The 25,078-nt window shown below is 40.3% G+C and carries 21 protein-coding genes; 11 read left to right on the forward strand and 10 right to left on the reverse strand.

All coding sequences use genetic code 11. From position 1 onward, the window contains the following. Window positions 1–77 precede the first annotated feature (77 nt). Together MORIYA_RS04260 and MORIYA_RS04265 are read left to right on the forward strand one after the other, a co-directional pair. Window positions 78–983, forward strand: a complete 906-nt coding sequence (locus MORIYA_RS04260) for a LysR family transcriptional regulator (protein WP_112712978.1) — start codon at window positions 78–80, stop codon at window positions 981–983. Between the two features lie 109 nt (window positions 984–1,092). After that, the gene (locus tag MORIYA_RS04265) at window positions 1,093–1,476 is read left to right on the forward strand and encodes a hypothetical protein (protein WP_112712980.1); all 384 of its coding nucleotides are present in this window, start codon (window positions 1,093–1,095) and stop codon (window positions 1,474–1,476) included. A gap of 146 nt (window positions 1,477–1,622) precedes the next feature. Here the strand turns inward: MORIYA_RS04265 and MORIYA_RS04270 are convergent, their stop codons facing one another. The 3 genes from MORIYA_RS04270 to MORIYA_RS04280 form a co-directional block, all read right to left on the reverse strand. After that, window positions 1,623–2,480 carry a PA4780 family RIO1-like protein kinase gene (locus tag MORIYA_RS04270; RefSeq protein ID WP_112712982.1) on the reverse strand — a complete coding sequence of 286 codons (858 nt, stop codon included), beginning with the start codon at window positions 2,478–2,480 and terminating at the stop codon, window positions 1,623–1,625. A 124-nt stretch (window positions 2,481–2,604) separates the two neighbouring features. Continuing rightward, window positions 2,605–4,701, reverse strand: a complete 2,097-nt coding sequence (locus MORIYA_RS04275) for a 3-hydroxyacyl-CoA dehydrogenase NAD-binding domain-containing protein (protein WP_112712984.1) — start codon at window positions 4,699–4,701, stop codon at window positions 2,605–2,607. Between the two features lie 3 nt (window positions 4,702–4,704). Next, the gene (locus tag MORIYA_RS04280; protein ID WP_112712986.1) at window positions 4,705–5,919 is read right to left on the reverse strand and encodes an acetyl-CoA C-acetyltransferase; all 1,215 of its coding nucleotides are present in this window, start codon (window positions 5,917–5,919) and stop codon (window positions 4,705–4,707) included. A gap of 191 nt (window positions 5,920–6,110) precedes the next feature. On the opposite strand from MORIYA_RS04280, the gene MORIYA_RS04285 reads away from it, so the two are divergent. The 4 genes from MORIYA_RS04285 (at window position 6,111) to mobB (ending at window position 13,096) form a co-directional block, all read left to right on the forward strand. Next, window positions 6,111–7,826 (forward strand): DEAD/DEAH box helicase, encoded by a 1,716-nt coding sequence (locus MORIYA_RS04285; protein WP_112712988.1) that lies wholly within the window; start codon window positions 6,111–6,113, stop codon window positions 7,824–7,826. Window positions 7,827–8,125: 299 nt separating this feature from the next. Continuing rightward, window positions 8,126–9,235: an efflux RND transporter periplasmic adaptor subunit gene (locus tag MORIYA_RS04290; protein WP_112712990.1), complete on the forward strand. Its 1,110-nt coding sequence runs from the start codon at window positions 8,126–8,128 to the stop codon at window positions 9,233–9,235. A gap of 11 nt (window positions 9,236–9,246) precedes the next feature. Further along, the gene (locus MORIYA_RS04295; RefSeq protein ID WP_112712992.1) at window positions 9,247–12,375 is read left to right on the forward strand and encodes a multidrug efflux RND transporter permease subunit; all 3,129 of its coding nucleotides are present in this window, start codon (window positions 9,247–9,249) and stop codon (window positions 12,373–12,375) included. A 181-nt stretch (window positions 12,376–12,556) separates the two neighbouring features. Further along, on the forward strand, window positions 12,557–13,096 hold the full coding sequence (mobB, locus tag MORIYA_RS04300) for a molybdopterin-guanine dinucleotide biosynthesis protein B (RefSeq protein WP_112712994.1): 540 nt from the start codon (window positions 12,557–12,559) through the stop codon (window positions 13,094–13,096). Window positions 13,097–13,167: 71 nt separating this feature from the next. Here mobB and MORIYA_RS04305 read toward each other — a convergent pair whose 3' ends face one another. After that, on the reverse strand, window positions 13,168–13,593 hold the full coding sequence (locus MORIYA_RS04305; protein WP_112712996.1) for a MerR family transcriptional regulator: 426 nt from the start codon (window positions 13,591–13,593) through the stop codon (window positions 13,168–13,170). 166 nt (window positions 13,594–13,759) lie between these two features. On the opposite strand from MORIYA_RS04305, the gene MORIYA_RS04310 reads away from it, so the two are divergent. After that, window positions 13,760–14,287 (forward strand): carboxymuconolactone decarboxylase family protein, encoded by a 528-nt coding sequence (locus MORIYA_RS04310; RefSeq protein ID WP_112712998.1) that lies wholly within the window; start codon window positions 13,760–13,762, stop codon window positions 14,285–14,287. Between the two features lie 122 nt (window positions 14,288–14,409). On the opposite strand, the gene MORIYA_RS04315 is transcribed toward MORIYA_RS04310, so the two are convergent. From MORIYA_RS04315 to queE, 4 genes are all read right to left on the reverse strand, one after another. Beyond that, window positions 14,410–15,786, reverse strand: a complete 1,377-nt coding sequence (locus MORIYA_RS04315) for a DUF1329 domain-containing protein (RefSeq protein ID WP_112713000.1) — start codon at window positions 15,784–15,786, stop codon at window positions 14,410–14,412. 79 nt (window positions 15,787–15,865) lie between these two features. Then, on the reverse strand, window positions 15,866–17,701 hold the full coding sequence (locus tag MORIYA_RS04320) for a DUF1302 domain-containing protein (RefSeq protein ID WP_112718434.1): 1,836 nt from the start codon (window positions 17,699–17,701) through the stop codon (window positions 15,866–15,868). Between the two features lie 284 nt (window positions 17,702–17,985). Further along, window positions 17,986–18,369: a nuclear transport factor 2 family protein gene (locus MORIYA_RS04325; protein WP_112713002.1), complete on the reverse strand. Its 384-nt coding sequence runs from the start codon at window positions 18,367–18,369 to the stop codon at window positions 17,986–17,988. A gap of 153 nt (window positions 18,370–18,522) precedes the next feature. Continuing rightward, window positions 18,523–19,191, reverse strand: coding sequence for a 7-carboxy-7-deazaguanine synthase QueE (gene queE, locus MORIYA_RS04330; protein WP_112713004.1), 669 nt, complete (start codon window positions 19,189–19,191; stop codon window positions 18,523–18,525). A 133-nt stretch (window positions 19,192–19,324) separates the two neighbouring features. Between queE and MORIYA_RS04335 the strand changes: the two genes are divergently transcribed. From MORIYA_RS04335 to MORIYA_RS04345, 3 genes are all read left to right on the forward strand, one after another. Then, window positions 19,325–19,720, forward strand: a complete 396-nt coding sequence (locus MORIYA_RS04335; RefSeq protein WP_112713006.1) for a CidA/LrgA family protein — start codon at window positions 19,325–19,327, stop codon at window positions 19,718–19,720. Next, a complete protein-coding gene (locus tag MORIYA_RS04340; protein ID WP_112713008.1) occupies window positions 19,717–20,406 on the forward strand; it encodes an LrgB family protein in 690 nt (229 codons plus the stop codon). Before MORIYA_RS04335 ends, MORIYA_RS04340 begins: the two co-directional genes overlap by 4 nt. 118 nt (window positions 20,407–20,524) lie before the next feature. Further along, window positions 20,525–20,728: a CPXCG motif-containing cysteine-rich protein gene (locus MORIYA_RS04345; protein WP_043994648.1), complete on the forward strand. Its 204-nt coding sequence runs from the start codon at window positions 20,525–20,527 to the stop codon at window positions 20,726–20,728. Window positions 20,729–20,843: 115 nt separating this feature from the next. Here MORIYA_RS04345 and MORIYA_RS04350 read toward each other — a convergent pair whose 3' ends face one another. Beyond that, window positions 20,844–21,449 (reverse strand): riboflavin synthase subunit alpha, encoded by a 606-nt coding sequence (locus MORIYA_RS04350; RefSeq protein ID WP_112713010.1) that lies wholly within the window; start codon window positions 21,447–21,449, stop codon window positions 20,844–20,846. A 267-nt stretch (window positions 21,450–21,716) separates the two neighbouring features. On the opposite strand from MORIYA_RS04350, the gene MORIYA_RS04355 reads away from it, so the two are divergent. Further along, on the forward strand, window positions 21,717–23,090 hold the full coding sequence (locus tag MORIYA_RS04355; RefSeq protein ID WP_112713012.1) for an MATE family efflux transporter: 1,374 nt from the start codon (window positions 21,717–21,719) through the stop codon (window positions 23,088–23,090). Between the two features lie 127 nt (window positions 23,091–23,217). Here MORIYA_RS04355 and norR read toward each other — a convergent pair whose 3' ends face one another. Beyond that, the gene (norR, locus tag MORIYA_RS04360) at window positions 23,218–24,855 is read right to left on the reverse strand and encodes a nitric oxide reductase transcriptional regulator NorR (protein WP_112713014.1); all 1,638 of its coding nucleotides are present in this window, start codon (window positions 24,853–24,855) and stop codon (window positions 23,218–23,220) included. Window positions 24,856–25,078: the final 223 nt, after the last annotated feature.

A 25,078-nucleotide genomic window follows, 5' to 3' on the forward strand; every position in this document is an offset into this window, starting at 1 on the left:
CTAACAATGCAGAGTATATTAATTACACTGTTCTATTTTTTGATACAATGTAACTAATATAATTATCTGGATTAGTTATGAATGTTTCATTTGAACAATTAAAAAGTATGGTTGTTTACGCACAGATTGTCGAACAAGGTACGCTTTCCGCGGCAGCTCGGCATTTAAACCTCTCTCGTGCAGTTGTCAGCTACCATCTTAAAAAGCTGGAAACCCAGTTAGGGCTAAAATTGCTTAATCGCACCACACGCAGCTTTACGCTCACCGAAGCTGGACAGCAGTATTACCAGCACTGTCAAGAAATTGCCCTACAGGCTGAAGCAGCAAATCAACAAATAGAAAATTTAAAACACGAACCTGAAGGCTTATTAAAGATAACCTGTCCGGTCAATGTTGGATTGCAGATAATTGTTCCGGCATTAAATATATTCAAGATCCAATTTCCGAAGATTGAATTAAACATAATACTTACTGATGATATCGTAAACATCATGCAAGAAGGAATTGATCTGGCGATCAGAGGCGCACCATTGGTTGATTCAGGCTTGCAAGCACTGAAATTAATATCAATGAAAACCTGCTTATGTGCATCACCCGATTACTTAAACAAATATGGTCGACCCGTTTCTCCAACTGAACTGAACGAACATAATTGGGTGTTATATAAATTAAGCTCAAGTACCTTAACGCTGACCAAAGGCACTCGTGCTTATAGCGTTAAGCCAAAAGGGAGTATAAGTACCAACAATGCAGCAGCACGTACAGCATTTGTTGAGGGGGGTCATGGTATTGCAAGGATCCCGCTTTACGATGCCGCACCCAAGATTGCCGCACACAAACTCGAACAACTGTTGTCTGATTATGAATTATCAAACATTGAGTTATACTGCGTTTTTCCTCCGGGAAGCGCAGGTTCGAAAAAACACCGTGTGCTATTGAGTTTCTTAAAGGAACATTTTAATCACTTATCGAAAATTATGTGACCACGATCGAACTATTACTTTTTAGGCATTATTAATCAAGTCTAAACGTCTCTAAACTAGGGTTTGAGGCTAGACTTAAAATTAGTTTTAAACCAGTGGAGATAAACCAATGCAAGCAGTCGCATTTATTAATGAGAAATCAGCACTATTAACGAACAATGTAAATAAATTTCTCATGCATAAAGTCAGTTACAGCGTTTTAAGTAACTTGGTATGGGATGTATTACAGGATTGGCAATCTCTAAATGTCGTAGACGAAAAGGTCTCAAGTGAAAAAGAGCAGATCTTTTGGTTTCTCATTTTTGAATTACATTATTGGGATGAAGACAAGTTAGAGAGTGATACCGAGTTACGTCAGAACCTATATAGCTGCGCATTATACTTAGAGCGTGAGCAAGACATACCTAAACATTGTATTGGTTTACGACCAAATAGATTGGTTTCTAAAGAAACGTCAACAAACATGGAGCAAGATATCGTTACATCACGTTAGTCCCTAAATTTATAGGCTATTAAGAAACATGGATAATAATAAAATCCGCATTTCAACATTATAAAAAACCCCTTAGAAATTAATATCGCTAAGGGGTTCATCATTTAACTTCAAATTATAACTTATCTAACATTCACTAATGCTGGTTATTCAACCTCTTCCGCAAATTGAATGCGCGCTAAACGCTCAAGTTCTTCTTCTCGTGCTGCATTAATTTCGTCTAAAATACCTTCTACATCAGCAGATTCGGTACTTTCAACAAACTCACCGGTCAATTTAACGTCAACAGTAAGTTCTGCAGCTTCGTATAAAGCCCACATTTCTTTAGCATACTTTGTCTTAAGTAATTCTGGTGCATATTGCCCGTAATATTGGGTCATATTGTCAACATCACGTTCCAGCATCCACTTGGCATTATTGTTTGCTGACGCATCAACGGCTTGAGGCAAATCAATAATAACAGGTCCATGTTCATCAACAAGCACATTAAATTCGGATAAATCACCATGAATAAGTCCATCGCAAAGCATGAGCCTTACATAATGGATCACTTTCTCATGATCAATTACAGCCTGTTCAGGACTTAATTCAACATCCGCTAAACGCGGCGCAGCAAAACCATTAGCATCGGTGACTAGCTCCATGAGTAAGACACCGTCAAAGCAACCATAAGGCTCAGGAACGCGCACACCCGCATTATCTAAGCGATATAACGCATCAACTTCGGCATTTTGCCATATTTTTTCTTGTTCGCTACGCCCAAAGTTAGAGCCTTTTTCCATTGCACGAGCACGTCGACTGTTACGAACTTTACGACCTTCTCGATATTGCACCGCTTGTTTAAAACTGCGGTTCTCTACATCTTTGTAAACCTTCGCACAACGGATCTCCTGACCACAACGCACAACGTATACCGTTGCTTCTTTACCACTCATTAACTGACGTAATACTTCGTCAACAAGCCCGTCATCAACAAGAGGTTGTATTCTTTGAGGCACTTTCACTAGTTATTATTCCCTAGTTAACCGTTACATGAACCTAGGATAATAACATTAAGTTAATTTGTTTTAAAAGACTATAGCCTAATTTATGAACGGTCATCATTGAGTTTTTCAATGATTAGTGGCTTTACCACTCAGATAAAATAGCTACTGGCGTGAATTGCGGGCCAAACTGCTCACACAATTGCTCTGCGCGCTGCTTAAAATTATCCACGCCATGGTGATCTATAAACTGTAAAACACCTCCCGTCCAAGCAGGAAATCCTAACCCCAAAATAGAACCGATATTAGCATCGCGCGTACTTGTCACTACGCCTTCTTCATAGGCTCTAAGTGCTTCGAGTGATTGCACAAACAACAAGCGGTCTTTAACTGTATCTATATCCCAGTTATCTTGTGTCGGAAATACATCAACTAACCCAGCCCATAATTGCTTGTGCCCTTGCCCGTTGTAATCATAGAAGCCTGCGCCCGCTAGTTTTCCAAGTCGTTTTAATGCCAGAAGCTTATCTAACACAGCATCGGCTGGGTTATCAAGCAGCGCTTTACCTTCGGCTTTAAAATCTAATCGAGCTTGATTCCGCACATTATCAATCAGTGATAGGCTCACCTCATCAGTAATAGCCAAAGGCCCCACTGGTAATCCGGCTTGAATAGCGGCATTCTCAATAACTTCAGCGGGAATGCCCTCACTTAACAGTCGCATACCTTCCGAAACATAAGTAAAAAACACCCTTGAGGTAAAAAAGCCACGACTATCGTTAACCACAATGGGCACTTTACCGATTTGGATCACTAAGTCATAAGCTGCTGCCAGTGTCGCGGATGATGTTTTATCGCCTTTAATAATCTCGACGAGCGGCATTTTGTCTACCGGAGAAAAGAAGTGTAACCCAATAAAGTTTTCAGGTTTTGTCGACGCGGTGGCTAAACTTGAAATGGGTAATGTCGATGTGTTTGATGCCATGATCAGCTCATCTCCAACAGCGGTCAATATCTCTGTGATAGCTTGATACTTAACTTTACGGTCTTCAAAAACAGCCTCAATAACCATATCACAACCGATTAAATCTGCTGATTCTTTAGTTGGCGTAATACGTTGTAAAATTGCACATTTTTGTTCATCTTCCAATTTACAGTTAGCTAATATCGACGCGGTATATGACTTAGCAAAGACCGCCTTTTCCAAACTAATATCTTTTAAGATCACGGTAATACCATGACTCGCTAGTGCATAAGCAATACCCGCACCCATCATACCGGCGCCTAATACTCCGACTTTACTGAATTTTTTAACTGGCTGCTCAAGAGGACGAGAAGCCCCCGCTTTAATTTCATTATACTGATGCCAAAACGTATTAATCATATTCTTAGCCACTTGACCACGAATGATACTAAGAAAATAACGTGTTTCTAATCTTAACGCTGTTTCAACATCCACTTCAGTCGATTCAATCATCACTGATAAGATAGCTTCAGGTGCGGGTAAGTTACCTTGTGTTTTTTTCTTTAATGTAGCAGGCGCTTGCACAATCATGCTGACGACATTAGGGTCACTCACATTGCCCCCCGGTAGCTGATAGCCATTTATATCAAAACCTTGGCTAACCGGGTGCTGCTGTGACAAGATCCAATTCGTTGCTTGCGCCATCATTTGCACATTTGATGTTGCGGTTTGATTTATCAAGCCTAGTTTAAAGCCCTCTTCACTATCAAATTGTTTACCTTTAACTAGATAAGGCATTGCCGCTTTCAAGCCGAGTAATCGCGTCATTCTGACAATGCCACCGACACCAGGTATTAAACCTAAGGTTACTTCAGGTAAACCTAATCGCACATTTTTCACCAGCGCTACGCGATAATGACAGGCTAATGCTAATTCCCAGCCACTGCCAAGTGCGGCACCATTAATACAAGCAACAACGGGTTTCCCACACGTTTCTAACCAACGCATTGCATCTTTAAGCGAAGACAATAACTGGAAACTTTCCTCAATACCTTGTTCAGCACTTTGACTCAGTTCGGTGATATCACCACCAGCAAAAAAACTTGTTTTCGCAGATCGTAAGATCACACCGGTAAACGTCATCTGCTTGAGCTTGTTAACGGTCGTGACATAGTCATCAATAAAACTGCGATCAAGTAAATTCACCTTTGAAGCAGGTTTATCGAAGATTAAATGCACTATTGCTGCATCGTCTTGCTCTAAACGGATTGATGACATACTTTACCCCTCTACACGTTCAATAATTGTTGCGATCCCCATGCCCCCACCGACACACAAGGTAACAAGACCTCGTTTTAAATTACGCACTTCTAATTCATCTAACAATGTCCCTAAGATCATTGCACCCGTGGCACCGAGTGGATGACCCATGGCAATAGAGCCACCGTTAACATTGACAATATCAGGCGAGACATTAAGTTCGCGCATAAAACGCATCACAACAGCAGCAAACGCTTCATTAACCTCAAACAAATCAATATCGGCTATAGTTAATCCAGCCACTGCTAATGCTTTTTTGGTGGCTGGTACAGGCCCAGTCAACATAATGGTCGGATCTGCGCCAACCACAGCAGTAGCAACGATTCTTGCTCTGGGTTTTAAACCCCATTTAACCCCAGCTGCAGCACTCCCCACTAACACTAATGCTGCACCATCGACAATCCCAGACGCGTTACCCGGGGTATGGACATGTTGAATTTGTCCAACTTGTGGATAACGACGTTTAGCGACGCTATCAAACGCAGTTTGACCAAGGCGCGCAAAAGCAGGATTAAGTTTCGCTAATGAAATAACAGAACAATCAGGGCGAACAAGCTGATCTTTATCAAGTAATAACATGCCGTTGCGATCGCATACAGACACCACAGATTTATTGAATGCACCACGTTGCCAAGCCGCCGCGGCACGTTGATGGGAACGCACTGCAAAAGTATCTACATCTTCGCGGCTATAACCATCGAGGGTGGCAATTAAATCTGCACCAATACCTTGCGGCATATAATCAGTCGTTAAACTGGTTTCAGGATCCATCGACCAAGCACCACCATCACTGCCCATTTTCACCCGAGACATCGATTCAACACCACCCGCGATAACAAGGTGCTCCCAACCAGAGCGTATTTTCATCGCAGCTATATTGACTGACTCTAGCCCTGATGCACAAAATCGATTTAAACTCACCCCTGCTACATTGTCTTTCCAACCCGCAACTAACGCCGCGGTTTTAGCAATATCAGCCCCTTGCTCACCAATAGGCGTAACACAACCCAATACGATGTCATCCACCGCGTCAGTATCAAAGCCATGTCGAGCTTGTAAATGGTTAAGTAAATCAGCTAATAGATTAACAGGTTTCACTTCATGCAAAGCACCACTGGGTTTGCCTAAACCTCGCGGTGTTCGAATTGCGTCATAAATGAAAGCTTGCGGGATCATCAATTACTCCTAAATACTTGTTTAAGTCTCACTATACGCGTATACATTATATATATGTTAAGACCCACCTCAAAAATAGCACAATACGTCACCATTTTCCGAACAAGCTATTAACACCATGAATTTTCGAACAAACATATATGCTATACTGGGCTCACTTGATGTAATAACCTAACAATGACAAATCTGATATGCCTCTTCGCGATTACCAACAAGCAGCTGTTGACGCTGCTTTAGCTCACTTTAGAAAATCGGATCGACCAGCAGTCATCACTCTACCAACGGGTGCAGGTAAAAGTCACGTATTGGCTGAATTAGCTCGTCTAGCACGACACCCTGTCCTTATCCTTGCCCATGTAAAAGAACTTGTTGAACAAAATCACAGCAAATTTGAACATGATGGTTTCCAAGCTGGTATCTTTGCCGCCGGGTTAGGCAAGAAACAAGACGGTTTCAAAACAACTTTCGCCAGTGTTCAATCATTAAGCCGACATCTTGATAAATTTGACGGTTTTTACTCCTTACTGATTATTGATGAATGCCACCGCGTGAGTTTGAGTGAAGATAGCCAATACCAAAAAATCATTCTTCATTTGCAAAAGACCAACCCAAAGCTGAAAGTACTGGGGCTCACAGCGACGCCTTACCGTTTAGACAAAGGCTGGATATATAAAAAACACTATCAAGGTTATGTGAGAACAGAAGATGATACGCCTTTTGAAAGCTGTATTTACGAACTGCCGCTACGCTATCTGGTGCAAAAAGGATTCTTAACCACACCTGTAGTGATTGATGCACCTGTTGCACGCTATCAATTTGATGATTTACCACGGGAATACAATGAAGTACAACTCGATCAGTTTTTAGCGAAAAGCCCGCGCGTGACACAAGCTATCTGCAAACAATTAATCGAACTTGCCGCCAATCGTAAAGGCATCATGATCTTTGCCGCCAGTATTAAACATGCGCAAGAAATATTTAAACTATTGCCAGACGGGCAAGCCGCTATCGTCACAGGTAAAACCATAGTTAAAGAACGTGATGAACTGATCCGCCAATTCAAAGCCAAAGCAGTCAAATATCTCGTCAATGTATCTGTACTAACAACCGGATTTGATGCCCCACATGTCGATGTTATTGCAATTTTACGTCGCACAGACTCAGTGAGTTTATATCAACAGATCGCTGGTCGAGGGTTACGTCTCGCAGAAGGAAAAACCGATTGCTTAATCATTGATTACGCCGGTAATGGATTTGATTTATACCAACCTGAAATCGGCTCAACCAAACCAAACAGTAATAGTGATTTAGTACAAGTACCCTGCCCGAGCTGCGAGTTTGCCAATCTGTTTTGGGGGATAACCGATGCCGATGGTGACATCATTGAGCATTATGGCCGCCGCTGCCAAGGGTTAATTGAGCTCAGTAACGGTAGTGAAGAACAATGCAACTACCGTTTTAAATACAAACAATGTCCGCAGTGTCATGCTGAAAACGATATTGCCGCACGTGAATGTCATCAATGTCACGTCGACTTAATTGACCCCGATAATCAATTGAAAAAAGCCTTACAACTAAAAGATCGAAAAGTGCTGCGCTGTTCGGGTATTTCAGCGCAAGCCGATGGCGAAAAAATAAAACTAAGTTACCACGATGAAGACGGCGATATTATCAAAGAGACCTTCTACTTTAGTAATAATAAGCAACGCCAACGATTTTTCAGTATTTTTTCTCGAACGATTACAGGCTCACCTATCACCGCGACAACTGCCGAACAAATTATTACCAATATTCAACAGCTTGTCGCACCGGATTTTGTCATTGCCAAAAAAGAAAAATACTTCTGGAAAATTGAACATCGCATATTCGATTATAAAGGGCATTATCGTAAGGCCAATCAACAGTAATGAAGTTATTATTCAGAACGCATATAATTAACATGGCTATAAAGTTAAAAACAAAGTCGTTGGCTTTAACTCTTTAAACACTATTGTCAACAGGTAATTAGAGTGAAACTACCTATTTAGTAAATGTATGTAAATAACCACTTTTAAGCTAAAAAAGGCTTGCTTGAGACTCGTTAACATCTAAACTAGGTGAATGAGTACATCATCTGAATGAGTTTTAATAAGTATTTATTGACAAGCTTAGTCTCACCTCAGAACTTATATAACTTTTATATAAAACCCCCGGAGTTTATCAATTCATGAAAAAGTGGACCTTTGCCATGTTACTAATTGCGCTGGCCTTATTTGGCAGTGTTATTGTTTTTAATATTATGAAACAAAAAGGTATTGCCGAATATATGGCCAACAGACCTGAGCCGGAATTTCCAGTGACCGTTGTCGATATTAAGACATCAGATTGGATACCAACAATTCAAGCGATTGGTTTCATTGAACCTAACCAAGGTGTCAACATTGCCAATGAAGTAGCGGGAAAAATTGATAGCATCACTTTTGATTCTGGTACTAAAGTAACGAAAGGCCAACTATTAGTAAGCCTAGATTCTGACGTTGAAAAAGCAAATCTGAAAAGTTCGCAAGCAAAACTGAATGCCGCCAAGTCTAAATTCTTACGATACGAAGCGCTTTATAAAAAGAACGCCGTATCAAAAGAAGCATTAGATGAATCAGAAGCATCTTACTCTTCGTTACTTGCTGATATCGAAAGCCAAAAAGCAACGATTGCTCGTCGTCAAATCACTGCACCATTTGATGGTGACATTGGTTTACGTAACGTATTTTTAGGTGAGTATTTATCTGCTGGTACATCGATTGTTCGTTTAGAAGATACCAGTGTAATGCGTTTACGTTTCACCGTGCCACAAACACAAATCTCTAAAGTTTATTTAGGTCAAGAAGTTGAAATTTTTGTTGATGCTTATCCTGAAACAGTATTCAACGGTAAAATTAGTGCCATCGAGCCTGCTGTCAACTACCAAAGTGGTTTGATTCAAATCCAAGCAGATATTCCAAATAACAAATCACAACTACGTTCAGGTATGTTTGCACGCGCTAATGTGATCCTACCAACAATCAAAGATCAAATTACTGTTCCACAAACAGCCATTACATTTACGCTTTACGGTGACAATGTTTACCTTGTTCGTGAAGATGAAAATGGTGATCTACGTGTAACACAATCTGTTGTTAAAGTGGGAGAACGTATTGATGCCATCGCTCACATCTTAGAAGGTGTTAAAGCGGGCGATAAAATTGTTACATCCGGTCAGGTTCGTTTAAGTAATCACGCTAAAGTACGTATTATTGAAAACGATACCTTGAAAGTACCTGTTGAAACACCAATGCTTTAATCGGAGGATAAATGCACTTTACTGATATTTTTATTAAGCGTCCTGTTCTAGCGATATCTATCAGCTTTTTGATTGCATTGCTTGGTGTACAAGCAATTTTCAAAATGCAGGTTCGAGAATACCCAGACATGACCAACACGGTTGTTACCGTATCTACTGGCTACTATGGTGCCAGTGCCGAGTTGATCCAAGGCTTTATTACTCAGCCCTTAGAACAAGCCGTTGCCCAAGCCGATAATATCGACTTTATGACCTCATCAAGTGTATTAGGTAAATCAACTATTACCATCACGATGAAACTGAATACCGATCCCAATGCGGCTTTATCTGATATCTTAGCTAAAACGAACTCTGTACGTTCGCAACTACCAAAAGAATCTGAAGATCCAACCGTCACTATGTCTACGGGCTCCACCACTGCGGTAATGTATATTGCCTTTAGCAGTGATGAATTATCTTCAAGCCAGGTAACCGATTATCTTGACCGGGTGATCAATCCACAGCTATTTACCATTAGTGGTGTATCTAAAGTTGACATGTATGGTGGTATTAAATACGCACTACGTGTTTGGTTAGATCCATTAAAAATGGCTGCATATGATCTGACAGCAACCGATATTATGGGAGTACTGAAGAGTAATAACTATCAGTCTGCAACAGGTCAAGCGATTGGTGAATTCGTTCTTTATAATGGTAATGCCAATACGCAAGTATCAGGTACTGCGGATCTTGAGCGTCTTGTTGTTTCTACTGACAAAGGCCAAGTGATCCGTTTGAGTGATATTGCTAAAGTCACGCTAGAAAAAAGTCACGACATATATCGTGCATCCGCAAATGGTAAAGAAGCCGTTGTTGCCGCCGTTAATGCCGCGCCAACAGCAAACCCAATCACCATTGCTGCTGATGTATTAGCGATATTACCCGAACTTGAACGTAACTTGCCGACAAACATCCACATGAACGTGATGTATGACTCGACAGTTTCAATTAATGAATCAATTAAAGAAGTCATTAAAACGATTATCGAAGCAGCGCTTATCGTGATCGTAGTCATTACTTTATTCCTTGGTTCATTCCGTGCCGTCATCATTCCTCTCGTCACTATCCCATTATCACTGATTGGTGTAGCGATGATTATGCAGTCATTTGGTTTCTCGTGGAACTTAATGACACTACTAGCAATGGTACTGGCTATTGGTCTGGTGGTAGATGACGCGATTGTTGTATTAGAGAATATTGACCGGCACATTAAACTCGGTGAATCGCCCTTCCGTGCCGCCGTTATTGGTACACGTGAAATCGCAGTACCTGTTATTGCAATGACAGTAACACTGGGTGCGGTATATGCGCCGATTGCATTAATGGGTGGTATCACGGGTGCGCTATTTAAAGAATTTGCCCTTACTCTAGCGGGTGCAGTATTCATTTCGGGTATTTTAGCACTCACATTATCGCCGATGATGTGTTCTAAAATCTTAATAGCCAATGCGAAACCAAGCAAGTTTGAACAAATAGTTCATGGCTTCCTTGAGCGTATGACTAATACCTATGAAAAAATGATCACTGCAGTAATGCAAAAGCGCCCAGTTATAATCGCATTTGCAATTATCGTATTTGCTGCTTTACCTATATTGTTTAATTTTATTCCAAGTGAACTTGCACCGTCTGAAGATAAAGGTGTAATGATGATGCTGGGTACTGCACCATCCAATGCAAACTTGGATTACATTCAAAACTCAATGGATGAAGTCAATACCAAACTAAACGAACAACCTGAAATTGCCTACGCACAGATCTTCTCTGGCATACCTAACTCAAACCAAGCACTTGGTATTGCGTCTCTGGTGCCTTGGAGTGAACGTGAAGCAAGTCAAGCTGAAATAGTAAAACGTGTAACGGGCTTAGTTAAAGATATACCCGGAATGTCAGTTATTGCTTTCCAAATGCCTGAATTACCAGGTGCCGGTTCGGGTCTGCCTATTCAGTTTGTTATTACTACACCGAATAGCTTTGAAAGCCTATTCCAAGTAGCGTCTGATGTATTAACTGAGGTGCAAGCTAATCCACTCTTCGTTTATTCTGATTTAGATCTTAACTTCGATTCAGCCACAATGAAGATCAACATCGATAAAGACAAAGCTGGCGCTTACGGTATTACCATGCAAGACATTGGTGTTACGCTAAGCACGATGATGTCTGATGGTTATGTTAACCGTATCGATTTGAATGGTCGTTCATACGAGGTTATTCCTCAAGTTGAACGTAAATATCGTTTAAATCCAGAATCGATGAACAGCTATTATGTACGTGCTGCTGATGGCCGCGCCGTTCCACTAGGCAGCTTAATCAGCATTGATGTTGTTGCTGAACCACGCTCACTTCCTCACTTCAACCAGCTAAACTCAGCAACAATTGGTGCTGTACCGAGTCCTGGTGTTGCTATGGGTGATGCAATTGCATGGTTCGAAAACACCGCTTCAGCTAAGCTACCAAAAGGTTACCGCTATGACTTTATGGGTGAATCACGTCAGTTTGTAACGGAAGGTAGTGCGTTATACATGACCTTTGCACTGGCGCTGGCAATCATTTATCTCGTACTTGCGATCCAGTTTGAATCGGCACGTGATCCTCTAGTTATCATGGTTTCGGTACCGTTAGCAATATCAGGCGCGTTGGTTTCGCTTGCTTGGGGACTATCAACCATGAATATCTATTCTCAGGTTGGTTTGATTACCCTTGTAGGTCTGATTACTAAACACGGTATCTTGATCTGCGAAGTAGCAAAAGAAGAACAACTACATCATGGTAAAAACCGAACTGATGCTGTTATTCAAGCGGCTAAAGTACGTTTACGTCCAATCCTAATGACAACAGCAGCAATGATTGCGGGTCTTATCCCGTTAATGTATGCAAGTGGTGCTGGTGCTGAGCAGCGCTTTAGTATTGGTATTGTGATCGTATCTGGTCTTTCAATCGGTACGCTGTTTACCCTATTCATCTTACCTGTAATTTATTCATTCCTTGCGACTGAACATAAACCATTACCGGTATTCGTTGAAGATGAAGAACTGGAAGAAAGTGATAAACAGCATGCAATCGCATGTGCGAAAGCAGCTTGTGAAGAAAAACCAGCAAGTTAGTTTACGCATATAATCGGCAGCTAAATCATGCCGAAATCAGTTCTAAATCAATCTCTATGTAGCATTGATGTAAAGAGGTCGCTTATGCGGCCTCTTTTTTTACCCATAACCTAAATTACAAGGTATATTAGCTCACCCCTCGTTAATTGCGTCTTCTTCATCCTGTTATTGAGTATTCATTATGACTTCTTTCGAGCACTTCCCTATCCCGTTACTTGGCTTTGCTGCGTTTAGTGGCACAGGTAAAACCACCTTAATTACCCAACTATTACCAAGATTAACCAAACGCGGTCTACGTATCGGCATGGTGAAACACAGCCATCATGATATCGAAATGGATAACCCAAAAAAGGACAGTTATAAATTGAGAAAGGCAGGTGCTTGCCAAATGGTACTTGCGTCGCCACATCGCACAATTATATTTTCCGAACAAGACGAACCTGAAGAGCCTAAACTGATGACCCAGTTAAATTGGCTTAACACTGATGAATTGGATTTGGTGCTAGTCGAAGGTTTTCGTCATGAAGCATTTACTAAAATAGAACTGCATCGGCCTAGTTTAGGTAAACCGATATTAGCAAATGAAGATAAGCACATTATTGCCATCGCCACAGATGCTGCGATTGATAAAACGGATTTATTGACTAGAGAGTTAACTTATTTAGAATTGAACGACATTAATGCCATCACTGACTTTATCGTGCATTACAGCCAACTATAATCGACCTAATGCATGAGGTTTGACTGGTTGGCAACCTAATTATATGGTCACTTTATAGCGTTGAATTTGTCCTATTCAGTTAATTCATCAAGGTATTCTTGATAGCTTGATTCAATATCGATATCGCATGCTGTTAGATCTTTCATGGCTATTTTTTCAAGATTTACCAGTTCAGCGATATTCTCTTGTAATGCGACTTGCTGCTCGCGTAACTCATTCAAACGCGTGCGACTCTGATGCAGCATATATAACATACGTGGCGCACTATCGGGCTTATCATCATACAAAGCGAGATAATGCTTGGCAGACTCCAAGCTAATACCTAGACGCTTACTGCGTAAAATAATAATTAAACGGGCACGTTGACGATAATCATAATACATAAACCGTCCACGACGTTCAGATTGTAATAATCCCTTCGTCTCATAAAAACGGATAGTGCGTCGCGTGATCGAGAATTCATCTGCAAGATCTGCCGCTGTATAATACGTCGTCATTTAGTGTAACCCTTATTTAACTCTTACTGATCTCATATGTAACTAGGCTTTTTACTTAGCAATGAATAATTTACCACAAATTTAGCCTATTACTTAATTTAAACCATAATTAGTGTTGCAATGCTTCGTCATTCTAAATAAACACAGCAATGCTGTGGGGTTAATTATGCGTATTCCTAAATTACAATCAAGCCAATATTCGTGGTTTATACGTCCGTTTTTATGGTTATTAGAAAAAAAACAAAATAAAACCTTAAAACCTGCACAGCTGCTGGGGCGTAGACCTAAATTATTTATCGCCATATTCTTATTATATAAAACAATTAATAGAAAAAGTTCCCTTATCCAGCCTTATATTCACGCACTAATGAGTGTACGCATTGCGCAGCTAAACCAGTGTCAATTTACCATCGAGCATGATTCTAAAGTATTACGAAGTCTCAAAGAAAGATTAAATAAAGATAAATTATTAGATTGGCAGCATTGCAGTGACTTCAAGTCACAAGAATGTGCGGTACTGGCCTATACAGATGCGATCACCAATACCTCATTACATGTAACCGACAGGCATATTGACCAATTACGTTGTTATTATAACGATGATGAAATTGTTGAGTTAACGACAATTATTGCATTCCAAAATATGACTACAAAATTTAACGCTGCATTTGATGTTTGTAAAAAAACAGTTTAGTGATTAAATTAATCCCAAACAAAAAAACGAGATATTTCATACTTGAATTAAGTACTACATATCTCGTTTCAATAAGCAACTCACTTACTCACAGTTGCTTAATCATAAACATTCCGGGCAGATTAACGGCCCATACGTTTTAGCGCTGATGTAGAGAAGTCTTTACGTTTAGCTTTAACGTCAAACTGAATACCTTTACGCTCTTCATTATTCAGACCTGTCACTAGGTAACGACCCGCGATGATGTCATACAACGTCTCCGCAGCAAACCAATTCACATCCGCATTATAATATTGAACAGAATGCGCTTCGGCAACACGCCACAAGTTACCCCTTGCATCATAATGATCAATCACACCTGCTTGCCAGCTATCTTCATCAATAAAGAAGTTACGCTGAGCATAAACATGACGTTGGCCATCTTTTACTTTTGCTTGTACTTCCCAGACACGATGCTTTTCATAACGCGTATAATCTTGATTAATATGGCCCTGTTTCACAATATCTTTATATTCAAGGTCAGTAGAAGAAAGGTTGTAAGAGTTATATGGAATATACAGCTCTTTTTTACCTATCAGTGTCCAGTTATAACGATCAGGAGCACCATTGTACATATCATAGTTATCTGACGTACGAGAACCCTCTACGCCAATACCTTCGCCATCATACGACACGTTTGGTGCGCGACGAACACGACGTTGGCCCGAATTATAGATCCATGCTTTACGTGGTTCTTTCACTTGGTCGATGGTTTCATGCACAAGGGCAATCGTACCCGTTAAACGTGCAGGGGCAATAATCCGTTGCATGTAATAGAACAAAATATTGTCATCTTTCTTGGCATCACGGCCGCCTTTCAGCGCTTCAGGAATATAGAATTTATCTTCTACTTTCACCGCAGTATACGCACCATTACGTTGTACCGGAATAGTGGTAATAACACGTTCAGCATGGCCTCCACGATAACGGGTAATGTGATTCCAAATAACTTCTAATCCATTTTCAGGGATTGGAAATGGAATTGATATTTTAAAATTGTCTAAACCATTACCACCCGCTGAAAGACTCGCATTTAACGCATTTTCTTTAATCGTGGCATAGATATCATCTGGCTGAGCAAAACTACGGCGCGTTTCGTATATTGGCATTTTATAAGTTTCAGGATACTTCTTAAACATCGCCAACTGGCCAGGGGTTAAATTGTCTTTATATTGATCAACATTCGCCGCAGTAATAACAAACTGAGGTTTATCCGCTGCAAATGGATTAGTTACACGCTCATTTTTACCGATGTTAGTACCTAGAATGGCATTAGTAATGCCGCCCGTCCATGCCGGTATGGTTCCGTCTGCATTTCCAGCCATGACAGCGCCTACCGGTGTTAATTCTTTACCTAATTTGGCCGCATCCGCTTCACTTACTTTCGCAAGCGTTGATGCCGAGAATGCCATTGCCACTGAAATGGCTGCTACGCTATATGCTTTATTGAATACTTTCATAATTAAAATCCTTTTCTATAACTTTTATTCGTTCTATCCGTTTAAATAATATAAAAATAAATTATATTTCTATTATTTATTAGAACGATATACCAACTGCTGCAGAAACATAGTCACGGTCTGATAATGGATTAAAATCACCGCCGAACTGCGTGTAACTAATCGACATAGAATACATATTTAAATAATTAGCTTTAAGTGCTAGATTCACACCTGTACGGCCTTCTTGGAACGTGCCTTGTGGTTCAGGGCTGTAACCATATACGTCATGTGACCAAGCTACTGATGGTGCTAAATCAACACCCGCGAAAGCATTACGATAATCGGCTTTAATCGCTAAACGATAACCCGCACTGTCTGTTGTTGTGAAGCCATCGTTATCATCACCTACACCGTCAAAACTAACGCCATACGTCGTTGCACGACCATATTTAAGCGCGCCGTCTGATTCATCTAAATCCCATACGTGACCATAACCCAGTTCAGCGACCGTTGTAATACGATCTGTACCTAACGCTTTATCAAAGAACTTAATAAATGTCAGTTGTGCCTGAGTGTAATCAAAACGATCGAAACCATCAACGGTTTCGCCAGCACTCGCAGTTCTGTATTCAGGCGTTAACGGTGAACCGTCGGCATCTGAGAGTGCCGAAGCGAGTAGATCTGCGCCATTAATTTGCAGCGGCATATCCAGACGGTGACTCACTTCACCCGAAATCGCCCATTCAGAAACGGTGGTATTAAAACTCAAACCAAACAGCTGAATGTCTTCAGGGTAAACCGTATGATAGTTAGGGTTATAAGACGCAGGGTCCATTCCGCCAAAACTAGTGGTGTCTGTCCCGATAGGAATAAATGGAGGTAAAGGAGAACCGTTAACATAATCACCCGCTTCGGCACTCGCATAAGGTAGACGAGAGTGGTAGTTCATATAGTACAAACCAAATTCTGTAGCATTTAGACTTTCAGCGTAATATTTAAATGCCACACCAAACTGGCCATCATCAGATGCCATTTCATCAGTCCCACGACTAGCATAAATGCCCATAGCATGTAGCTGACTATCATCTAAGATCGGTATCGGTGCCGCTGGTTGGACAACTAATTTATCACAACCTTCAGCTAAATAATCCGCGGTAGAGAAATAAGTACCACAGCTATCAATCACTGTTGGTTCAAATTCTAACTGATAAAACGCTTCAACACTAAAATTATCTGTTAAACCGATATTGGCAAACATCATGTTTACTGGTAATAAACCTTCTTTCACTTCTGCACCGGGTCGGCGAAACGCAGCAGCATCAATTGGGTTTACCGCATTGATACCACCTTGGATAAATGAACTTTCACCCCAGTTAACTACTTGCTTACCAAGACGTAAGTCGACGGCTACTTCACCAAGGTAGAAACCTGTGAAAATATAAGCATCAAGTAACGCTGCACCTTTTGACTTAGTTAAATCGTTAAAGTCATCATCATTGATTGGCTGGTTAGCAACATAACCATTAGTACCACTACCGTGTATTACATCATTTTGATCTAATGCGTAGTCATACCAATATTTACCACGAACAAAGGCACCAAAAGTTGTACCTTCTTCTGTTTCATACGTTAATCCAAGATCATGGAGTCCCTTAATGGTTTGGGTGAATGCATCACCTTTATCGTAGTTTAAGTTACCATCATCACCCGTTGGTGTATTACCAGGTAAACCACCGTTACCCACACCTAGATTCTTTGCGTCAGCTTCTTCTACACGCCAACTTGAACCAGCTGTAATTTGCGAGTTGAATGAGCCTTCAACATCGCCCCAATTAAACTCAATCGCTTGAGGCGCTGCGCTATAGCCCGAAACTATAAGGGCTAAAGCAATTGGTGTTGTCTTAAAAAATTTCTTCTGAGTTGTGTTTTTCATTTTAGTATCCATCCTATACCTTTAATTTGTTTTCATTCCATTAACAATTAGGTCGTAGGTATTATATTCACATAATACTTTTGTTACACAGTGTCATATACAGGCCAAACGCGCCAAATTATTGTCAATCGAAGCCATTTCGATATTTTATGCGAGCTGCGTCAAAGATTTACAATCAACAAAGAAACTTAATATCGGCGAAGTTACCCCCTAAAGAGGGGGGTAAACAGAGAAATAGTACTAGATAGGTATGTTAGACATGCATTATTCAATAAATATGTTTGTTAGTTTTTTGTTGCTTGATGGAATTGAAGTAGCCATTGTCGGTTGTAAAAACGCCAAATTGAACTACGTAAACTGCCTGTTTTTTTTACATTACCGTCATTAATCGAATTAGCCTGATAACAAACCAACATGGTATCGGTTGCCAATGCTACAACTTTAAATTGGGTCAAACTCCAACGTTGCAACGGTGACTTAGCCAAAAGCCAACTCACAATTTCGCTGCGAGTGGTATAGCTTCCTATTGGTGATATCTCAAATAACTCAGGATGTAAGAAGTCATCAAGCTGCATCCCGGGTTTAGAAAAGTCTGTATGTAATAACGTTTCTTCACGTTGTTTAAACTGTTCAATCAGTACGCTTTCTGCTTTGTCAAAATGGTTCATCCCTACTCCTCTATTTATAGCAATTATCTATTAATACCAATCGGTCTTGCAGCCAAGTTAATTATAGATTTTCTAATCTATTATCTCGACATACCTTCAGCTATTGATAGATAGAGCGGAAGGTATACGAATATAAACAAATTTGGATAAAAATTAATCGATAAAGATATACTTGTGCATTTGAACAGACAACTTCCAATTACGTTCAATACACAGTTTGATCGCTAAATCAGTTGCACGTTTTTGTTGTGAAATCGGTTGCAAACACATGATCTTATCGGACGTATCAATATCAACGATTAGCGCATCAAGTTCTTCAATGTGCTTTTCCATTGCGATCACATGCTTTATTTCATTAGCACGGCGCAATGCACTTTGTAAGACTGGCAACTGACCTTTCATTTGGATCTTTGGCGATACCGTCACCCAAGTCGAATCTGTTGCACGTACTTCCGATGTACCTGAGGTTTCAATCTGGCAGAAATACCCTGCTTGTTCTAATTTTGACGTCAATTCAACAAGATCATATTGGCAAGGCTCACCGCCCGAGATCACAATATGCTTTGCAACAAAACCATTTTTTTGTATCATAGTAATGAATTCTTGTGCAGTAAAGTTAGCCCAGTGTGGTTTATCATCGCAAGCTTTGTTCACCGTTTGTTGAGATACTTGCATCTCAGGGTCTACCAACCAAGTTTGTTTGGTATCACACCAAGAACAACCTACATCACATCCTTGTAGACGAATAAAGATGACGGGAAAACCAGTAAAATGGCCTTCACCTTGCACTGTTTCAAAAATTTCATTAACCGGATACTGCATTTTTATAACCTAATAAACTTCAAGTAACGTTTATTATATCATCTGCCCTATATATTTTTAACATTTTATATAGGACGTTTTCGATCGCACAGTAATTGCTTAGCAATCGCATAATTAGTAGGTAGGTCAATTTATGAAAATATGGCTGTACAATATTTTCACCATTTTTTGTTTTGTGGTTTTAGGGCGTGTCATCAGCATGCTATTACCCGTTGCATTTCCCTCTAGTATCATCGGACTGTTATTACTCTTTGTGGCACTCAGTAGTGGCTTGTTGAAACAAAAATATGTCGAAAAAGCCTGTGAACAACTTAACCGCCACATAGGTATCTTATTTGTACCCGCTGGTGTTGCGCTCATGGGCTACTTTGAATTAGTCCTGCAGAATATAGTCCCACTTATTATGGCTGGGTTTATCGGTACTGTTGTTATTTTCTTTACTGTTGGTCATACCTATTGTTATTTGAATCGTGCCAGTGAAGCGAAACAAAAAACAGCGTTAAACAAACAGCAAGGTGATGATAAATGATCTTATATTTAGCGATTCCATTGACCCTTGCAGTCTACTTCCTAGCCCAATGGTTTTATAAAAAAACCGCACTAGCTATATTCAATCCGATTTTATTATCGATTGGCGCATTAATCAGTATCATGCTGACATTTGGATTTGAACTTGAAGAATACCAACAAGGCACCAATATTCTGACTCGTTTACTCGAACCAGCAGTAATTGCCCTTGCCTTTCCGTTATTTCAACAGTTTGTGCATGTGAAAGCTAAAATCGTGCCTATTTTAATCGCTTGTAGTGTGGGCGTGATTGTCGGTTTAGTGGTGACGACGTTTGTTGCAATCAGCTTTTCTGCCTCGCCAGAGATCGTCGCCTCACTTGCACCGAAAGCAGTAACAACACCTATCGCAATGGCAATCAGCCACACCATAGGCGGTATTCCTGCAATTTCAGCAATCATGGTTATTATGGTAGGAATATTTGGTAACGTCTGCGCACCTTTCTTGTTAAAGCATTTGCGCATTAGGACACCAGAAGCACAAGGTCTTGCTATCGGTTCAGGCTCTCATGTTATTGGTACATCTAAAGCGATGGAACTAAGTCGTACCCACGGTGCCTTCAGTACAACGGCCCTGTTGATCAGTGCCGTGTTAACCTCGGTCATTGCCCCTGTACTTTATCCATACCTACTAATTTGGATGTTATAACCGTTATCAGTTAACACTCGACTGTCTATTAACACGACATATGCTCCAAACAGGCAAAAGTATAATTTTCAGCTAAAATAAGCTTAGAAGATGCGATATATAGCCTATGGAGGTTATCATGAAACAATTTTCGCATAGGACAATTGTGTGTCCTCATTGTGGTCAATTTGTTACCGCTGATATTGATGCCAGTAATGGCGCGCAAGATTATTATGACGAGTGCAGTTCCTGCTGCAATAGTATTCATTTTAAGTTATTGCATGATCAGGTTCATGAGAAGTATGAATTATTCATTGATGCGGATGATGAGCAGATCTTTTAAATACTTAGTTTTGATACAGAGTAAATACATCGTTTTAAATTAAGAGCGATACGCCATGTTTGAATAAACATTCAAGCGTGAATATCGCTCTTATATTTGTAATTGAAAGCGCTAGTTACTTTTTTAGCATCATACGTTCGACCGTATCAACAATCGCTTGGGTCTGACTGTCAATTTCGATATTGACATACTGACCGACTTTGCGACCACCTAAATTAGTAACGCCGAGTGTTTCTGGAATTAAATGTACCCAGAATTGTCCATCGGCAACATCACCTAAGGTTAAGCTAATGCCATCAATCGAAATAAAGCCTTTTGGTAACACGTATTTTTGCCATTCCGGTGCGATTTTAAAGCAGATATCACAGTTAGTTTCAGTACGATTAATCGTCACGATTTCAGCTTGGGTATGGACATGACCCGATAATAAATGTCCGCCAATCTCATCACCAAATTTAGCAGCGCGTTCTAAGTTAACTTCGTCACCCACTTCTAGGTCAACAAGGTTAGTCACGTTGAGCGTTTCTTCAATAACATCGAAATACACACTGTGGTCATTTATCTTCACTACCGTTAAGCATGTACCATTGTTGGCGATACTAGCACCAATAACTAACCCGTCTTGATGCTCTTTAGCAAGCGTTACTTCTAATGTATGTAATTGCTCTTTTTTGTCGATACTAATAACCTTTGCTTTTCTTTGTACAATGCCAGTAAACATAAATAACCTTAACCGCAATAAAATATATCTCACTATATCGTGTTAGTTTACATAATTCATCTAGTTAATAACCAAATGTTAATATCAATAAGATATTTTTAAATACATCTTTAAAAACTAGCTATAAAGGATTAATATGCTCCTAGCTGGATCAGGTACGTCCTCACGAACGCGAATATCACTACATTCATAATCATTTCTTTCGTTTTCAGCAACATCAAATCTTAGAATACACAACATAACAACCCTAAAATATCCGGAGTAGCAGTGCAGAAATATCGATCTGAGGTTTCTAACTTATTTAAATTAATGGTTCCAATTCTGATCGCACAACTTGCGTTCACTGTCATGGGCTTTGTTGATACCGTAATGGCTGGTGCAGTAAGTGCCACAGACATGGCGGCGGTCGCGATTGCCAACAGTATTTGGTTCCCAGTATTAATGTTCTTAGTGGGCATTTTAATGGCGATCACCCCGATCGTTGCGCAGCTTTATGGTGCAAAAAAACAAAGTGAAATTGCGCAAGTCGTATATCAAGGTATCTGGTTTGTACTAATCATCTTCCTGCCAATGATGGCGTTGCTATATTACAGCCCGATGATCCTAGAATTCATGCATGTTGAAGATAGATTAGCCGAGCTAACAACAGATTATTTACGCGTTATTTCATTAGCATTACCGTTTGCATGTGGTTATCAAGTGATCCGTAGTTACCATGAAGGTTTAGGTATTACCAAACCAACCATGGTGATTGGCTTAATCGGTATCATGGTAAACGTACCAGCAAACTACATCTTCATTAACGGACACTTTGGTATGCCTGCACTGGGCGGTGTTGGTTGTGCTGTAGCGTCTGTATTAGTATTTGTAGCGATGTGTTTTTCGATGATTGCTTATAGTTATTTCCATAAAGACTTTAAAGAGATCAAATTATTCGATCAGGTTTATGGCATCGATAAGAAAGAAATGTCGCACATGATTGGTGTTGGTTTCCCGATTGCCGCGTCGATGTTCTGCGAAGTAACCCTGTTTGCTGTTGTGTCTATTCTGTTAGCACCCCTTGGCGCGATAACGGTTGCTGCGCATCAGATTGCGTTAAACTTCTCATCAATGATATTCATGCTACCGCTTAGTTTGGGTATTGCCGCGACAATTATCGTTGGCCAATATCTCGGTGAGAAAAAACCACTACAAGCGAAATCTGCCAGTATCACAGCGATGTGGATGGGCGTTGGTCTATCTGTTATTACCGCAATCTTAACTATCCTACTGCGTAATGAAATTGCAGCAATTTATACCGAAGACATGACCACCATTAACATTGCAACAGGCTTAATGTTGATTGCAGCTGTGTATCAAATCTCGGATGCAGTGCAAGTTATTGCAGCGGGTGCATTACGTGGTTATAAAGAAACAAGTGTGATCTTTTACATCACCCTATTCTCTTATTGGGCAGTGGGTATGACAATTGGTTATACGCTGGCGTTAACAGATTTAATCGTACCTGCAATGGGCGCTGCTGGTTTCTGGATTGGCTTTATTTCGGGTCTAACAATGGCGGCAATATTGTTATCGATTAAACTGGCGAGTGTGTATAAGAAAACAACGCAAGGTCATACACCTGAGCTAACAGCCGTTTAATCTCGATGAGTGCTTATTAAAACCTATTTTGTTAAGCATTTCATAGCACAGTTGTGAATAAAAAGGCGATAGTGAACCACATCACTACCGCCTTTTTATTCATATTTAATTCAGTAAATATAATGAATTACTGAATGTCTAGTCGCTTCATCAATCGGTGTAAATTGCTTCTATCAACGCCTATCGCACGCGCCGTCGCAGCTGAATTACCGTTATTTTCTGCTAACATCTTTTTGATAAACTGAGTCTGAAAATCATCGGTTATTTGTTTTAAATTGTTGTCGTTATCAACAGTACTAATTACGATGTCATCTTGCCCTGCTACATGACCTACGCTAGCCATGTCTTTTACAATAACGTCTGAATCCGTGTTCATATTAGTATGTAAACTAGCATTTGATTCACCAATTGCAGATTGAATATCTAAATCACTGCTTTCTAATATAACTACCCGATCGTCTTTACGGTTACGCGCAGCGGCTCTTAATGAAGCTCGACTTAAAAGATGCTCTAACTCCCGGACATTACCCGGCCATTCATACGCCAGTAATGCACGTTCAGCGTCTTTGCTTAAGGTTAGGTTGTTAAGACCAACTTTACGCTGGATCTTGGCAAGGAAGCTACCTGCTAATAACAAGATATCATTGCCGCGTTCTCGTAAACTTGGCACTTTTATTGGGTACACAGTTAACCTGTGGTACAAGTCATCTCTAAAGCGTCCCTCTGCGACTTCTTTAGCGAGATCACGATTGGTTGCGGTGATTAACCTTACGTCCACTTTATGGGGTTTATCACTGCCTAAGCGTTGCAGTTCACCAAACTGAATAACTCGTAATAACTTAGCTTGAATGGACAAAGGCAGTTCACCTATTTCATCCAGAAATAATGTACCACTGTCTGCAAGTTCGAATTTACCCAGACGATTTTTCGTTGCACCAGTAAACGCCCCAGCGACATGACCAAACAACTCACTTTCGACCATGGTTTCGGGTAATGCTGCGCAGTTCACGGTAATTAACGCTTCCTTGGCTCGTTTTGATGACATATGAATTCGACGCGCAACTAACTCTTTACCTGTGCCAGATTCACCATATATCAATGCCGCCAAATCTGAATCAGCAACCAAATCTATTTCTAAATTAAGCATGTTCATCGCAGGGCTAGAGCCTATCATTTTCTCACTGAATTTCTCACTAATTAAGCTGGCGGTTACCTGCTCTTGTCGTTGCACTTTTTGGTCTAATGAAAAAATTAAGTTGGCGGTTTTGATCACCACTTCAGTCAGGCCAATCATGGAATTTAAGATCTTTGGGTCGAGTGAGTCGAAGCGTTGTGGATCAAGTGCATCCATAGTGACGATCCCCCACGGCTTATTATCAATCACTAACACCGCGCCCATGCAATCATGCACATTAAGTTGACCGTCAGGGGTTTGGATCAAACCATCATAAGGATCGGGAAGCTCACAATCAGTATCAAAACGGTGTACCTTTTTTTGCACTTCATTTTCATAGTGGGCTAAGATCTGCTCAAATCTAGGATGTTCTGCAATGGGGAAATGTCGCCCCATTGCTTCGATTTGTAACCCATTCGCCGCTTTAGGGATCAAGTTGTCGCCTTCCAACTTTAGCAACACGCATGCGTCACATGAAAAAATATCCCGCCATGCCTGTAATAGTCGGTTATATCGTTGATATTTAGGCAACTCTCTAGATAGATCATAAATAATAGTATCTATGCTCTCGATAAAGCGCAGGTTTTCCATGTAACAATTCCTTAAGAAGGTCATTCAATAGCGACCAGTTATAGCATTGAGTGGTCAAAGTGACAACAGGTTAAATCATCACCGTTGATTTATAAACTGCGACTTATTGTTGATTTGTATCAACTGTTTTTATTGATTTACTAAAATTTTTGAGACGATTATCTAACATGTGGTAAAGTCGCGCTACTAAATATATTAATAGATAAATCTGCCGGGTTAAGAC

Source organism: Moritella yayanosii, assembly GCF_900465055.1.
Taxonomy (GTDB): domain Bacteria; phylum Pseudomonadota; class Gammaproteobacteria; order Enterobacterales; family Moritellaceae; genus Moritella; species Moritella yayanosii.